This is a genomic window from Paraferrimonas sp. SM1919, assembly GCF_010993985.1.
Taxonomy (GTDB): Bacteria; Pseudomonadota; Gammaproteobacteria; order Enterobacterales; family Shewanellaceae; genus SM1919.
Genome location: NZ_WINH01000004.1, coordinates 103,122 through 118,263 on the forward strand (window position 1 = coordinate 103,122; position 15,142 = coordinate 118,263).

The window sequence follows — 15,142 nt, forward strand, 5'->3', positions numbered from 1 at the left end:
TGAAACTTTAAAAGGTTGTGCAATATGGAAAACTATCAACAAGACATCATTAGCCACTTTGGCGAAATGGGCAGCCGCTGGGGATTTAACCGCACAGTCGGCCAAGTTATGGCAAGGCTATTATTGGCTAATGAAGCATTAGCGGCCAATACCTTGGCAGATGAACTCATGATCAGCCGTGGCAACGTCTCCATGGCCATTAAAGAGCTGCAGTCATGGCAACTGGTTAATACCGTACATAAACCAGGTGATAGAAAGGACTATTACCAAGTCAGCGGCAATGTCACCAGCCTAGCTATCAAGGTGATGGAGCAACGCCGCAAGCGGGAACTAGAACCCACCTTATCGTTATTACGAAATACTGTTTTACAAGCCCCTAAAGAAACGAATTTATCCGTCGTTAATGAATTACTTACCGCATTAGAGTCTTTAAACACTGCTGTTGATGAACTGCTCAGTCTGTCGCCAGAATCCTTACAGTTAGTATTAAAAGCTGCGCCTAGTTTAACCAAAGTGTTAGCCCTTAAAGACAAGTGGCTAAAGGAGTAACCCATGGATGTATTAATACTTTCAAGGCTACAATTTGCCTTAAATATTAGTTTTCACATTTTGTTTCCCACCATCACCATTGCCCTTGGTTGGTTTTTATTCTTCTTTAAAGTGCGCTTTATGCAAACCGGTCAAGATAAATGGATGGCTGCCTATCGGTTTTGGGTAAAAGTGTTCGCTTTAACCTTTGCTTTAGGGGTGGTCAGTGGCATTACCATGTCATTTCAATTTGGCACCAACTGGCCAGGCTTTATGGAAAAGGTGGGCAACATTGCCGGGCCATTGCTGGGTTATGAAGTGCTCACAGCCTTCTTTTTAGAGGCCACTTTCCTAGGCATTATGCTGTTTGGCTTGAAGCGGGTAGGGCACAAAGTGCATACCATTGCGACTCTTGTGGTGGCCTTTGGTACCACTATGTCAGCTTTCTGGATTTTAAGTTTAAATTCTTGGATGCACACCCCAACAGGCCATGAAATGATTGACGGTGTCGCCCATGCGAAAGATTGGTCTGCCATTATATTTAACCCTTCATTCCCTTACCGTTTAAGCCACGTATTGCTGAGCTCAGGATTAACTGCCAGCTTTTTAATTATTGGCCTAAGTTGTTATCGCTTATACAAGGGCGATAAACAAGTAACCCCCAAACTTACCTTAAAAGTGGCCTTATTCGCTGCGGCCATACTAGCGCCTATGCAAATTTTTGTGGGTGACTTACATGGCTTAAATACCCTTAAGCATCAGCCCCAAAAAATAGCGGCGATGGAGGGGTTATGGCACACCGAAAAAGGCGTACCGCTATTATTGTTTGCCATCCCCGATCAAGAGCAACAAACCAATCATTTTGAAATAGCCATTCCAAACTTGGCCAGCATCATTTTAACCCACGAAGTGGATGGCAAGTTAAAGGGCTTAGCGGAATTTGGCGAAGACATTCCCCCTGTAAAACCCGTGTTCTTTAGCTTTCGGATAATGGTCGCCATGGGCGTGTTAATGCTGCTAATGGCTTGGTACGGCAGTGTTCAACTGCTAAAAAACGGCAAATTAAACGGTTTTAGTGAAAAGGTATTTATTGCCATGATGTTCAGTGGCTGGATTGCTACATTGGCAGGTTGGTATGTAACAGAAGTCGGCAGACAACCCTATTTAGTCGATGGCATCTTAAAGGTGAGCGAAGCGGTCACCACGGTGCCAAGTTCTAATGTATTGCTGAGCTTTAGCTTATACAGTGTGATTTATGGGGTGCTATTAGTGGCTTACATTCACACCATATTACTGCTCGCGAGAAAAGCTATTAACGAGCAACAATCTCAAGGAGAAAGCCATGTTTGATGCCCATACCCTAGCACTCATTTATATTGCCTTATTAGGTCTGGCAGTGATTTTATACGCACTCTTAGATGGCTACGATTTAGGCGTGGGCATATTACTGCCAATTAATGATAAACAAAGTGCCGATACCATGATTGCCTCTATCGGCCCATTTTGGGATGCCAATGAAACCTGGTTAGTATTGGCTGTTGGGCTGTTACTTATTGCATTTCCTGAGGCACATTCAATTATTTTGACCGAATTATACTTACCCGCGACCTTTATGTTACTTGGGTTAATACTGCGTGGCGTGGCTTTTGACTTTCGGGCAAAAGCGGCAGTGAGCTATCAAAAAACTTGGGACGTTGCCTTTAAATTCGGTTCGTTATTGGCCGCATTTACCCAGGGCTACATGTTAGGTTTATATGTGATTGGTTTTGATTCGGGCCTGCATGGGCAGCTGTTTGCGGTGGCCTCAGGCATCGGTGTGAGCTGTGCCTATGCCTTTATTGGTGGCACCTGGTTAATCATGAAAACAGAAGGCAAATTGCAACAAGCCGCTATCGTTTACTGCAAGTACTTAGCTGCCATTGCCTTCATCGGTATTGCCTTAGTAACGGCGCTGAATTTATACCTATACCCACAAGTATTTGCTAAGTGGTTTGCGATGCCTACCGCATTGATATTACTGCCACTGCCGCTATTGGCGACGCTCTGTTTTATCATGTTATTTGTGGTACTTAATGCACTTAATAAAGATTCAAACTGGGGCCAAGCCTTACCATTTGTACTGGCTTGTTTAATCTTTATCATTAGCTTTTTCGGGCTAGGCTTTAGCTTCTTCCCATACATAGTACCAAACCAACTCAGTATTTTTGATGCCTTAGCTGCGCCGGCATCTTTAAATTTCTTGATGTGGGGAGTGGTGATCGTAGTACCGACCATTCTGGCCTACACCATATACAGCTACCGAGTGTTCTGGGGTAAAGCTGAAAAACTCAGTTATTACTGAGCATAAAATGTGGGGTCACTTCGTTTCGAGGTCAAAGCACAGAATACGGAATACCGAATGAGTCTGTGATCCGTATTCATCCCTTGAGCCACGAAGTGGCACTGTCGAAGCGAAGGCGAAGCCGCTCTCGCTTCCGTCATCTATTTTCGTCACCCATCAAGTGACTAAAATTAAACCTTGTGTTTACATGTGAAAGCGCTTACATTTTTAGGTGTTAATAAAATGTAAGCGCTGCTGGTGGTATTTGCAGAGGTCATGTTTAAAGTCATTTCACTTTAGGAATTTGATATGGATTTTCGAAAAAATACTGTCGGCAGTGTGCTGGCGGTCAATTTATTACTGCTACAAGGCTGTGGTGGTTCCTCTTCAGATTCACCTGATCCTACACCAGAGCCGATTGATGCTATTGCGCCGGTGATCACCTTAAATGGCGATGCACAAATTCAGCATGAGCAAGGCACCAGTTACCAAGATGCCGGTGCAACAGCGAATGATAATGTTGATGGTACAGTAAATGTTACCACAACCGGTGAAGTGGGCTCTAATGCCGCCACTTACACCATTACCTATAGCGCCAGTGATGCCTCAGGTAATACCGCCAGCCTAACCAGAACCGTTATCGTGGCGGATACTATTGCACCAGTGATCACCTTAAACGGTGAAAGCCCGATGCAGATAACTGAAGGTGAAGCCTATCAAGAGCCTGGTGCAACTGCCGTTGATGTGGTTGATGGGGCAATCGATGTGGTGATCAGCGGCAATGTTGGCCAAAGCGTTGGTAATTATCAAGTGAGTTACACGGTTGCCGATACGGCAGGTAACAATGCCAGTCTTACCAGGCAAGTCGAGGTGTTAGCCAAAGACACTACACCGGTTGATGGTGTTGAACTGGTCGTTATGGTTGATGGCCAAGCAGACAGCAAATGGGACAGAGGCTTATTGGCTTTTGATGCAGCTTTAGGTTATGCAGATTGTAGCAACAGTCAAGGTTCTAGCCCATGTGTCAGCATTGATTGGCAAACTGTAAACGATGCCGAAAAAGGTCAAGTACTGCAAATTAGCCATGGTAGTACGGGGGAATTAGCAGGCTTCTTTATTGGCTCAAGTGCCGGAGAAGATCTCACCGTATTTAGTAAGGGCGCCCTTAAGTTTGATATTAAACACATCAGTGGTGACAGCAATTTTACTGCCAAACTTGATTGTTTTTATCCATGTACATCGGGTGATCAAAGCCTAGGTTCACTTGGCACCGATGGTTGGCAAACGGTGGAAATGCCAATCGCCAGCTTAATCAATGCCGGTTTAGACATCACCAAAGTCAACACCGGTATTGTGATTTGGGCCAGCCAAGCTAAAGATACGGTATTTTTGTTAGATAACGTACGCTTTAGTACCGATACTGCCTTTGAAATACCGCCAAATAACGGCGGTACTTTTGATAACTACAGCATTACCAATTATGGCGCTGGCAGCATCTCTGACACCATTAATCCTGACAGCTGGCGCTGTGTGCATGACTATGGTAACTGGATTTATAACGCCGGTATTGTTGAGCCAGGTGTGGCTGACTGTAATACTACAACGGGCATTCCTATTGGTGAGCCAACCAAGCTATTTCCACACTTAACCGCAGACGCTGATGATAAGCCAACACCAACTCACAAATGGTGGGGTTCTATTCCATTCATGGGTGAAATGACCATTGGCGATGCTAATTCGGCCTCTTACATTACCCCTGATCCAATTATGGCCCGCATTACTAATGCTGGCGTGCGCATGTTGTCTATTCCTTCAGGCCTATCTTCATCGACCGGCGGCTTTGGTTACGCTATTCCAGATCCATTTAGTGAAGTGTTTGACGGTATCGCAGTCGCTAACAGTAAACATGCCAATATGAACGCGGTATTGAAAGATTACTCAGACGGTACGGTAACCGTGCAATGGCAAGCCTCTGGCACAGCAGTAATGGAAGCCACCTTTGTTTATGGGTCACCCTATGCATTTTTTACCGCCCTTGATGGTCAAATCATCATTAAAACCCTGCGTGAAGATGGCGGCGAAAAAGGCACTTTTTATAACAGTGACAACAGCCTAGGGGTATGGACCAGCGTAGCGGGCAACCACAATAACTATTTATTAGTGGGTGAGGGCGCAACCACCTTTGATGGCGCAAGCTCAAACCAAATTACCGTCACTAATGCCACTAACCAACTCACCGTTGCTTATTTACCGCAAACAACGGCTAACCCTGCTGCGGCTATGAGCCAGCAGTTCGAGCAATATGCCCGTAACATTATCGCTAAGGTAAACATTAATTACAGTGTAGACAGGGCAACTAACATGGTTACCGTTAGCCATGACTACTTAGATAGCGCCGATCAAGCGGTAACCACTATGGCAGGTTTAATGCCACTGCAGTGGAAACAACTAAACCAAAATTTAACCAGCCAATATTCGGTACGCAGTGCCAGGGGTGTTGTTAAGTTTGCACCTTTTAGTCGCTTTGATTACAGCATGCCATTTGTAGGGGTATTGCCAAGCTTACCAAGCATAGATAACAGCCTTGATATACAGGTACTAACCGATCATATCAACGACTTTATCGCCAAAGGTGAGGCCAGTTGGAACACCCATACCGATGCGTACTGGTCAGGTAAAAACTACTCGAAGGTGTCTGAACTGATTGCCATTAGTGACAGCATTGGTTTAACCACTCAAGGGCAAACCCTTAGAAATTGGCTAAAGGCAGAACTGGCCGACTGGTTTACCGCAGAAAATAACGACAGCCTCAATGAGCTTAAATACTTCGTATATGACGATGTATGGAACACCTTATTAGCCATTGAAGAGTCGTTTATGTCGCACCAGCAGCTGAACGATCACCACTTCCATTACGGTTACTTTGTCCGCGCTGCCGCTGAAATTTGTCGCGTTGATGTTGACTGGTGTTCAGCAGAACAATACGGCCCAATGATTGAGCTGTTAATTCGTGACTACGCCGGTGGCAGGGATGATGACATGTTCCCATACCTGCGCAACTTTGACCCTGCAAATGGTTTCTCATGGGCATCAGGCAAGATGAACTTTGCCCGTGGTAACAACAATGAATCGACCTCGGAAGCAGCCAATGCTTATGGCGCAGTAGTGTTATACGGCTTAATCACCAATAACACCGAGCTTACCGAGCGTGGCATGTATTTACATGCATCAACGACGGCGGCGTACTGGCAATACTGGAACAACATTGACGGTTATAGCCAAAAAGGGTCCGAGCACGACAACTTCCCTGCAGGTTATGACAAAATCACCACCTCAATTATTTGGGGCGATGGTGCAGTGTTCTCTACCTGGTTTAGCCCTGCATATGCGCATATTTTAGGGATCCAGGGCTTACCAAGTAACCCATTATCATTGCATACCGGTTTATATAAAGACTATATGCAAGACTATGTGGCGCTAGGTTTAGCGGAATCGAGCAATAACAAACCATCAGGGTTAATTCCTGACCAATGGCGAGACATTTGGTGGAACCTGTGGGCCATGGTAGATCCACAAGCCGCCATTAATGACTACAACAGCATGCCTAATTACATCCCAGAGGCAGGCGAAACCAAGGCGCATACCTATCATTGGATCCACACCTTCAATGCGTTAGGCCAAGTCGCCACCGGTATGGGCAATTTAACGGCAGATTATCCAACCGCTTTAGCCTTCGATAAAGATGGTACGCTAAGCTATGTGGTTTATAACTATGGCGACAGCCCAATTACCGTTAAATACAGCAATGGTAAAACCGTCACTGCCCAACCAGGTTTTAGTGTGGCAAACGATTAACCCTGCCTCAATGTAAACACTGATGGAATTGCCCACTGGTAAGTGGGCTTTTCTTTTTAGGTGCTTTATTGCCGCTTTGTTGGTTTGTTTTATACCGTTAATTACAATTTAAGTTATGATTAAATAGTCAATTAATACTCACCTTTCAGGAGGAAAACATGGCGAATATAATCGTTTGCTGTGATGGGACATGGAACAACGAAAGCAACCAAGATGATGGTGTACCCGCTCCTACCAATGTACTTAGAATTTTTTATGCCGTTAATAAAACCCAACAAAAAGCCCATTACCAAGCCGGGGTAGGCACTGGGAAATTATGGGACAAAATCGTCGGTGGTGCGGTAGGTTCGGGCATTTCAACCGATATTTGCGAATGTTATCTATGGTTATGCCGACATTACCAGTCAGGGGATAAACTGTTTTTATTTGGTTTTAGTCGTGGGGCCTATACTGCTCGCTCATTAGGGGGCATGATAGGTCGTTATGGTTTGCTGGACTTAAGCCAAAGCCAGTCGCAAATTAATGATGTTCAGGTGCTATACAATGATGGCTATCGCCAGCGTAAAACCACAACAGAATTAGACTATCTTAATTTTAGCTATCATCCCGATTCACAACATATTGAATTTATTGGAGTGTTTGATACCGTTGGCGCTTTAGGCATACCAAACGATAAAGAGTTTTTTAACCTATTCGATAACCCAGAAAAGTACCAATTCCACGACACTAAACTCGGTGATACGGTAAAGCATGCCTGCCATGCGGTAGCCATTGATGAAAAACGCGGTAGCTTCACCCCGACACTTTGGCAAGCAGACCCAAGAGTAAAACAACGCTGGTTTGCTGGCGTTCACAGTGATATTGGTGGTGGCTATAAAGAAAACGGTTTGTCTGACTGCACCCTAGACTGGATCATTCAAGAGGCCCAAAGTCATGGGTTATTGTTTAGTGAACACATGCTGGAACAAATCCAACCTAATCCACTTGGACGACTGCATAATTCTTATAAAGGGGTGATGAAGGTTTTACGTTCAAACCCAAGAGCCATTCCCCGTATGGATGCGCCTGAAGTCGATCAAACTGCCAAAATCCGTTTAGCTAATCCACCGATAAACCAAGGTTTTTATCGTCCATTGAATCATTTCAAAAATAATCAAGCCAGCGTTGAAGTGATGGCTGATATTCGTTGGAACTGGACTGGCGTTTATTTACAAAAGGGCAAACGTTATCGCTTTTTAGCCACTGGAACATGGTTTGATCGCAACATCTGTTGCGGACCAGGGGGATGTGATGATGGAAACTTCCAATTTGCTGAAGCAATTCAGGCCGTCGGCAGCCTATTTGGTAAAGCTGAAAAGCTGTTTAACCGCTGGTTTCATCGGGACAATAAAAAGTATCAGGTATCAGATTTTCCATTTACCAAAAGGGTGGAAGATCAAGACTGGTTTTGCCTAATGGGAGCAATCCCCAAGGCTGAAAATCCTGATAAAGACGGCTCATTTGTTCGACCTGAATTATTTCATATTGGTGACAGTAGCGACTATAGCCCACAAACCAGCGGTTACTTATATTGTTTTGCAAATGATGCTTGGGGGATGTACGGCAATAACAGTGGTGAAGTCAGTATGATCATCACCGAATTGGACTAGTATGACAGTTATCAACAGTGGCCACTTCTTCAGTGCCTTATTCGCACTCATCATTGGACTGTGGCTATTAACCATTAAAAAAGGCACTCGATGGCATAAAAACCTTGGCTATGGTTATTGGTTTGCCATGTTAGCGTTAAATGTATCTGCTCTCAGTTTATATCAACGAGATGGTCAGTTTGGGCCATTTCATATTGCAGCGGTATTATCATTATTAACATTAATTGCTGGGGCAGTTCCCGCCCTTAGGCGCAAGCCCAAACATTGGTTGGCGATGCACTGGCGATTTATGGCTTGGTCATATGTAGGGTTAGTGGCAGGGGCTTTATCCGAAAGCATATTCAGGTTACCTGGCATGGCTTATTGGCCGTCAATAGTAGCAGTATCATTGCTTACCTTTGCCATTGGGGGCGTTTGGATAAAACAGCAAAACCATAAATGGCCATAATCTTACATTACTTCCTAACAGCAAATGGACGCTTTATAGGGTTAACGCTTGTAAAAGATGATAAATAACATGACTAAAAAAATACTGATCACCCTAGGTATCATTGCTGCGCTAATAATGGCATTAATAGGCACGGTAGATGCCTTCGCAGTGGCGCAAATTGATAAATCTTTAGTGAATGCGGGTGTTAGCTTTGCTGCTGCCCGCTTGTTAGATGCGGCACTCACCACAGTACAAAGCTTAGAGGGCAGCATCGGCGTGGCCAGTATTCAAATCGGCCAGTTACTCAACCCCATTGTTGATATTATTAATAACTTTGCCGATATTATGGCACTGGCGTTTGCATCCCTGACCCTGCAGCGCATATTGGCATTATTATTCTCATCAGATGTAGGGAATGCCTTGTTGGTGATATCAAGCGTTGCGTTATTAGCCTGTCTATGGATAACTAAACTCAGTGCATATATAAACGCAGCTTGGACGCAGTTTAAAATTGTTTTCTTACTGCGCTTTGGCCTAGCGCTAGCATTATTGCTTACCTCAGCCATCAATCACTACGCCCTAGACGAACAAATCAATAATAATGCCCACGCAGTGGATGCCTTAACTCTTCAAGCCGATGGCATTACCGCGGGTATTAGTGTGACGACCGACACCAGTACCGAAGACGAAGGCAGTTTATGGCAAAGCGTAAAAAACGCCACCAACGCCATGACCAGCGGCCTCATAGACAAGGTAAAATTGTTTAAAACCGGAGTAGAGCACGCCATTACCAACATCATCACCCTAATGGCACTATTTGTATTAAACACTATATTGCTCCCTCTAGGTTTTTTCTGGTTTGTGAAGCATTTAGTGTTTGTGAATATGACCCTACCAAGGCCGCAAGCCAATACCTCAAGCTAAGGGATAAGCCCTTGTGAATTACAGGGGCTTTTTTTCGTGCCTAAGAATGTCAATATTCCAAATGTTGATATTTTCGCTTTATTACTTTGAATTAGTGGCCATTAAAGCATAACTTACCCCTTAGATAAGTCGGGTAGTTTGATAATTTTATCAACGATATAGGGTTAATTAATGGCGTTCTTGGGTGGTAATGATTTTATGATTAAGACAAAAGGGCTGATTGCGGCATGTCTGCTGTGCTCTGTGCCTACTTGGGCAGAAGTGGTAAGCATCGATTTTGAAAACGGTCAATGGCATTCGGGCTTTGACAACATCGTCTTTAGTAAAGCAGGCTCTGAAGATTCAGTCAGTGGTATTGAGATCACTGACAAATTTGTTCGCCAGGGGAAACTGGCCGCCCGTTTTTGGCGAGAAGCTGATTCAGGCCGCATGGAACATGGTTATGATCGCCTCCACAAATACACTGACGGCAGTCATAAGTTTTACCGCGCCAGTTATTTTATTGATCCCAATTCTACCTTGGAATCGAGAAAAAATGGCACTATTTTTCAGCTAAAACATACCGGTTTACCCCTAGGAAAAGGAACGGCAAAATGCATCGCAGTTAATACCGATGGTAAATCACTCACTCTAGATGTGCGCCATTACCACCCACAACAACAGCGTATTCGAAATAAACACACTTTGCTTGCAGAGCTGCCAGTTGGTCGTTGGTTTGATATTGTGGTGGAAAGTAAATGGTCAAATAAAGCTGATGGCTTTTATCGAGTGTTTGTTCGTGAGCAGGGCAGCGATAAATGGCAAAAACAGTTTGAGCAGCTCAATATCACTACCCTAGCTAACCCTAAGGCGCCTAAAAAGCCAGTAAAAGGGTATTTTAAAGTCGGAACTTATGCTGGCCCTAAAGTCACGGTCAGCAAAGAAATTTATCTTGATGACATCCGCATTGCCGACAGCTTTATTGAAGCCACGGCCATGCGCTAAGTTTCCATATTGGCTTTTATGGTGTCTGGGGCCGGGATTTACTTTGCAGCAGTATGATTTGCCTGAGAAAGTGTTAAACGGCCATAGGCCACAGCAACAATGGCAACGCAAAAGGTACATACCACACCAATATAAAATTGCTTTATGTCAGCGGTTGCTGCTATGTCGAGTTTGTCTAATTTAAAAGGTTTAGCCAGCTGGTTGTAATGGCAGGCCAGTTGATACAAAAACTCATGCCCAGTGGTTAATGCGCGGTAATTACCTATACAGAACACGATATAGCCAAGCAAAATAAATATTGGCTCTTTTATGGTTTTCGTGGCTTGCTCACTGCCTATGGTGAATCCCGCCACAGCGAGGCTGACGATGCCAAAGTAATTCCAAATTTTATCGACTTGGCTGTACTGGGCTTGGTACATGTTGAAGGCATTGATGACACTTTCATTGATTTCCATTGTTTATCCTTTTGGTAAGTACAGCGAAGCCATTCTTGAGAGCCAGTAGCATAAAATAGGTGACATCGAAACAAAATCTAGCTTAAACAGCCGTTAATTTGAGTTATGTCAAAATCTTTTATGTGAAAAATGTCCAAGTTGGATTAGGCTTAAGAACCAACAGGGAGTAATTTTTTTGTTAGAGCAGTTGAAATATTAAACAAAGACCACATATCAATTTTGTGGAGGGCAGCAATTTACAATGCCAGTTGTTACCACCAATTGTTTTTGTTTTATATTGCTTCTAACGGAGGATATACCATGAATGCAATTACTTTTTCTCCTTTCTATCGTAGCCGTAGTAGCTTCGACCGTTTCGCCTCATTGTTTGATGGCAACATGACTGAAGACAGTTATGGCGAAAAGTTACCTCAATATAATATTCAAGCCCTAACGGATGATCGTTATCAGATCACCTTAGCCGTTGCTGGTTTTAAAGAAGAACAACTCAGCATCGAAGTAAGCAACGGTGTGTTGTTTGTGAAAGGCAGTAAACTAGATGCAGATGACGAAAACTACTTGCATCGAGGGATCAACCACTACGGTTTTGAGCGTAAATTTAACCTAGCAGATCATATCGAAGTTACAGGGGCTGATTTGTCCGATGGCTTGCTTACTATCAAGTTAGTCAAAGAAGTGCCAGAGGCGTTAAAGCCCAAAATCATTCAAATTAATCAAAATAAAAATTTGCTCAATCATGAGAAATGAATTTAGCCAGTTATAAAGGGGCCTTGCCCCTTTATAAACTAAGTTAAACGTCACGAATGACATAGAACTCTGGAGAACACTATGGATTTTGAGAAGTTAAAACCTTGGAATTGGTTTAAGCATGAGCAAGATAGTCATCAAATACCCGTTACTAAAAGCACTAACCAGAATCCTGCAAACGTTAGTCAAAGCCAAGTGAGCACTTTATGGCAACTACACCGGCAAATGGATAAGTTATTTGATGAGCTGTGGCACACTAATCATTCACCAACTTTAACCACCGGACCATCAATGCTTGGCAACAGATGGTTCGATAATTCTTTGTTGGGTGACTTTAAAGCCAACTTAGATGTAAGTGGTGATGACAAATCATATCAAGTCACGATTGATGTGCCAGGCATGGATAAAAAAGATATTGATATCGAACTGGACGGCAATACGCTAACAGTGAAAGGCTGCAAGCAAGAGAAGCAACAACATAAAGATAAGCATTTTTATCGGGTTGAACGCAGTTATGGAACCTTTCAACGTACTTTGTCATTACCTGAAGATGCTGATCAGCAGAATATTAAAGCATCCTTAGAAAGTGGCATATTAACCATCAGCATTGGCCGTAAGGCATTGCCTAATACCGACAGCAAGAAAATCACCATTAACTAATCATTAGCTTTGGCGCCCTTAATTTTTAAGGGCGTTTTACTTTATTTTGATCATCTTGTTGTTACTTTAATCGTTGTGCTTACTAAGTAATCACTTGAACGGTTAAGTGTAAATTAGTGCTTGGCAAAAAATGAAAACGCCAGTACTATAGCCCTCGTTGTCTACACAGACACACAGTACGACCGTAGCTCAGTTGGTTAGAGCACCACCTTGACATGGTGGGGGTCGGTGGTTCGAATCCACTCGGTCGTACCAACTTCTTATGATTGAAGTAAAAAATCACACAATTCGGACGCGGGGTGGAGCAGCTTGGTAGCTCGTCGGGCTCATAACCCGAAGGTCGTCGGTTCAAATCCGGCCCCCGCAACCAAATTCTCCTTGTGAGACAAGAACCAGCATTAAGCTGGTTTTTTTGTGTTTAAAATTCGGACGCGGGTGGAACAGATTGGTAGCTCGTCGGGCTCAGCACTTCATAAAAGCCAGCGAAGGTGACTGTTCAAATCCGGCCCCGCAACCACTTCCTCTTTATGAGGTTAAAAGCCAGCGTTAAGCTGGTTTTTAACCTGAAATAAAGTAAATTTCTGAAATTAAGGCTAATAAGTTAGGGTGGAGCAGCTTGGCAGCTCGTCGTGCTCAGCACTTTATAAAAGCCAGCGAAGGTGACTGTTCAAATCCGGCTCCCGCAACCACTTCGTTTTTATGAGGTTAAAAGCCAGCATTAAGCTGGATTTAATATTAAAGGCATCCTGCCTTTAACCCTTCGGGTCTGCGAAAGCAGTTGCGAAATGCTCCAGACATTTCTGATGTATCAAAAATAAAGTAAATTTCTGAAATTAAGGCTAATAAGTTAGGGTGGAACAGCTTGGTAGTTCGTCGTGCTCAGCCTTTTACCATTGGTCGCTAACACTCCTGGCGAAGGTTATTGCTCAGCTTTTTAAAAACTAATCCGGCCTCCACAATCAAATTATCATTGCGAGACTAGAACCAGCATTAAGCTGGATTTAATATTAAAGTCATCCTGCCTTTAACCCTCTAGCGGTATATCAAATTCAATTAATTAAAATTTACCTTTCACAATATTATTTTGAATGTTTTTTGTACCTTACTTGTGTAATTTTAAACTCTTTTAGTTTAGGTACAATACACATGTTGCTTAGGCAAGAAGGATCTACAAGGGATGAAGCACATCATGGTTGATAGGTTGAGTAACGGGTTTGCACTGCATGTATTTGCAGCTAGAAAATAATACTAGAAACAGAGTCATTATTAACTCCTCTGCACTGTGACTCTCGCAAGCCATCAGTGATGATTTGCTGACACTTAGCTTGAATAAAGCGGTGTCAGCATCCCTTCTTTAGTCTTTTTTTACCAAGACTTCCTGTTGTTGTTTTTTACGTACTGCAGTAGGTACTTCGTAGTCTGTTTTCTGGCTTTGCTGACTGGTAGGCGCTTGGGGTGATTGATTCGTCCTCGCTATAAAGTCTTTCAAATCAACAGGAACAATCCCTTTCCAGCGTTCATCTAAAAATTTAGGGATGTCATCTTCAGCCAGTTTTGTTTCAGAAACTGAATGGCAAGATGGGTTATAAAGTTGCTCAGTAGCAGTAGCCGTTTGGTTTTGCATGCCGGTGGCAATTATCATTAACTCAAGTTCGCAATCTAAATTTTCGACTTCTGTGAGACCAATGATGACGACCGCTTTAGGGCTTAATTGCCCTGAAACACTGGTGCAAATTTGTTGATACTGATCTAACTCGATATCATCGCTGACCAGCACGCTAATAATCGCCCCCTGTGCCTGAGATAAATCCACCTCTGCCAATAATGGGTTGTTTAGCGCCTTTTTAATCGTGTGCTCAATATCGTGTGATTCGTATTGTCTGGCGACGCCCATTGCAGCTCGACCTTTATGGCTGATCACAGTGATAAAGTCATTCAAATCAACGTTTACCATACCAGATTGGCAAATCGTAGTGACTAATCCTTGCAGTACATCCTGTAAAATACGGTTGCTTTCAATAAAGGCATTTTTCATGGTGATTTTTTTATCTAGCGTTTCTACCAACTTGTCGTTGGGCAAAACTATCACGGCATTATTGAGATCTAATAATTTATCAACACCATTTTCGGCTTGCTGACAGCGTTGATCACCTTCAAAACTAAAAGGCGTCGTCACCACCACTATTACGGGTTTGTTTAATTCAGATGCTAGGGAGTTAATATAAGGAATTGCTCCGGTACCCGTACCACCACCCATGCCACCGGTCAAAAAGACAACGTCGGCAAATTCAATGCTTTCACGAATAATGTCTTCAGATTCTGCAGCGGCAGCTAAACCCACTTCAGGGTTTGCTCCCGCACCCAATCCACGAGTCGTTTCAGGTCCAAGCTGTAGGCGAGTTTCGCATTTAGCAGCGACCAAGGATTGTGAATCAGTATTCACTGCTACCAGCTTAACATTGTCATTTTGTATCGTATTCTGTAGCTGGTTAATGGTATTACAACCACAGCCACCTACACCTAATACGGTAATGTTAAGTTGCTTATTCTGCTGAGAAATAATATCAAATGTTGGCATTGGCTCACCTCC

At 43.5% G+C, this 15,142-nt stretch carries 12 protein-coding genes and 2 tRNA genes; 12 read left to right on the forward strand and 2 right to left on the reverse strand.

What is annotated here, in order from left to right; genetic code table 11:
• The first annotated feature begins 24 nt into the window (after positions 1 to 24).
• From GFB48_RS03645 to GFB48_RS03680, 8 genes are all read left to right on the forward strand, one after another.
• Entirely contained in the window at positions 25 to 549 is a 525-nt protein-coding gene (locus GFB48_RS03645) for a GbsR/MarR family transcriptional regulator (RefSeq protein ID WP_163931261.1), read from the forward strand.
• A gap of 3 nt (positions 550 to 552) precedes the next feature.
• Positions 553 to 1,878 carry a cytochrome ubiquinol oxidase subunit I gene (locus GFB48_RS03650; protein WP_163931264.1) on the forward strand — a complete coding sequence of 442 codons (1,326 nt, stop codon included), beginning with the start codon at positions 553 to 555 and terminating at the stop codon, positions 1,876 to 1,878.
• On the forward strand, positions 1,871 to 2,869 hold the full coding sequence (locus GFB48_RS03655; RefSeq protein WP_163931265.1) for a cytochrome d ubiquinol oxidase subunit II: 999 nt from the start codon (positions 1,871 to 1,873) through the stop codon (positions 2,867 to 2,869). The genes GFB48_RS03650 and GFB48_RS03655 overlap by 8 nt, the downstream gene beginning before the upstream one ends.
• A gap of 288 nt (positions 2,870 to 3,157) precedes the next feature.
• Positions 3,158 to 6,703, forward strand: a complete 3,546-nt coding sequence (locus GFB48_RS03660; RefSeq protein ID WP_163931268.1) for a glycosyl hydrolase — start codon at positions 3,158 to 3,160, stop codon at positions 6,701 to 6,703.
• Positions 6,704 to 6,861: 158 nt separating this feature from the next.
• Positions 6,862 to 8,352, forward strand: coding sequence for a DUF2235 domain-containing protein (locus GFB48_RS03665; protein ID WP_163931271.1), 1,491 nt, complete (start codon positions 6,862 to 6,864; stop codon positions 8,350 to 8,352).
• 1 nt (position 8,353) lies between these two features.
• Positions 8,354 to 8,800, forward strand: a complete 447-nt coding sequence (locus GFB48_RS03670; RefSeq protein ID WP_163931274.1) for a DUF2306 domain-containing protein — start codon at positions 8,354 to 8,356, stop codon at positions 8,798 to 8,800.
• Positions 8,801 to 8,869: 69 nt separating this feature from the next.
• Complete coding sequence (locus GFB48_RS03675; RefSeq protein ID WP_163931277.1) at positions 8,870 to 9,706, forward strand: hypothetical protein; 837 nt, start codon at positions 8,870 to 8,872, stop codon at positions 9,704 to 9,706.
• A 171-nt stretch (positions 9,707 to 9,877) separates the two neighbouring features.
• Positions 9,878 to 10,690, forward strand: coding sequence for a heparin lyase I family protein (locus GFB48_RS03680; protein ID WP_163931280.1), 813 nt, complete (start codon positions 9,878 to 9,880; stop codon positions 10,688 to 10,690).
• 38 nt (positions 10,691 to 10,728) lie between these two features.
• Here GFB48_RS03680 and GFB48_RS03685 read toward each other — a convergent pair whose 3' ends face one another.
• Positions 10,729 to 11,145, reverse strand: coding sequence for a hypothetical protein (locus GFB48_RS03685; RefSeq protein WP_163931282.1), 417 nt, complete (start codon positions 11,143 to 11,145; stop codon positions 10,729 to 10,731).
• Positions 11,146 to 11,445: 300 nt separating this feature from the next.
• On the opposite strand from GFB48_RS03685, the gene GFB48_RS03690 reads away from it, so the two are divergent.
• The 4 genes from GFB48_RS03690 (at position 11,446) to GFB48_RS03705 (ending at position 12,922) form a co-directional block, all read left to right on the forward strand.
• Positions 11,446 to 11,892, forward strand: coding sequence for an Hsp20 family protein (locus GFB48_RS03690; RefSeq protein ID WP_163931285.1), 447 nt, complete (start codon positions 11,446 to 11,448; stop codon positions 11,890 to 11,892).
• Between the two features lie 81 nt (positions 11,893 to 11,973).
• A complete protein-coding gene (locus GFB48_RS03695; RefSeq protein ID WP_163931288.1) occupies positions 11,974 to 12,552 on the forward strand; it encodes an Hsp20/alpha crystallin family protein in 579 nt (192 codons plus the stop codon).
• A gap of 178 nt (positions 12,553 to 12,730) precedes the next feature.
• Positions 12,731 to 12,807 (forward strand) — tRNA-Val (locus GFB48_RS03700).
• A gap of 38 nt (positions 12,808 to 12,845) precedes the next feature.
• Positions 12,846 to 12,922: transfer RNA gene (locus tag GFB48_RS03705), tRNA-Met, on the forward strand.
• 984 nt (positions 12,923 to 13,906) lie between these two features.
• Here GFB48_RS03705 and ftsZ read toward each other — a convergent pair.
• Positions 13,907 to 15,130 (reverse strand): cell division protein FtsZ, encoded by a 1,224-nt coding sequence (gene ftsZ / locus GFB48_RS03710; protein WP_163931292.1) that lies wholly within the window; start codon positions 15,128 to 15,130, stop codon positions 13,907 to 13,909.
• Positions 15,131 to 15,142: the final 12 nt, after the last annotated feature.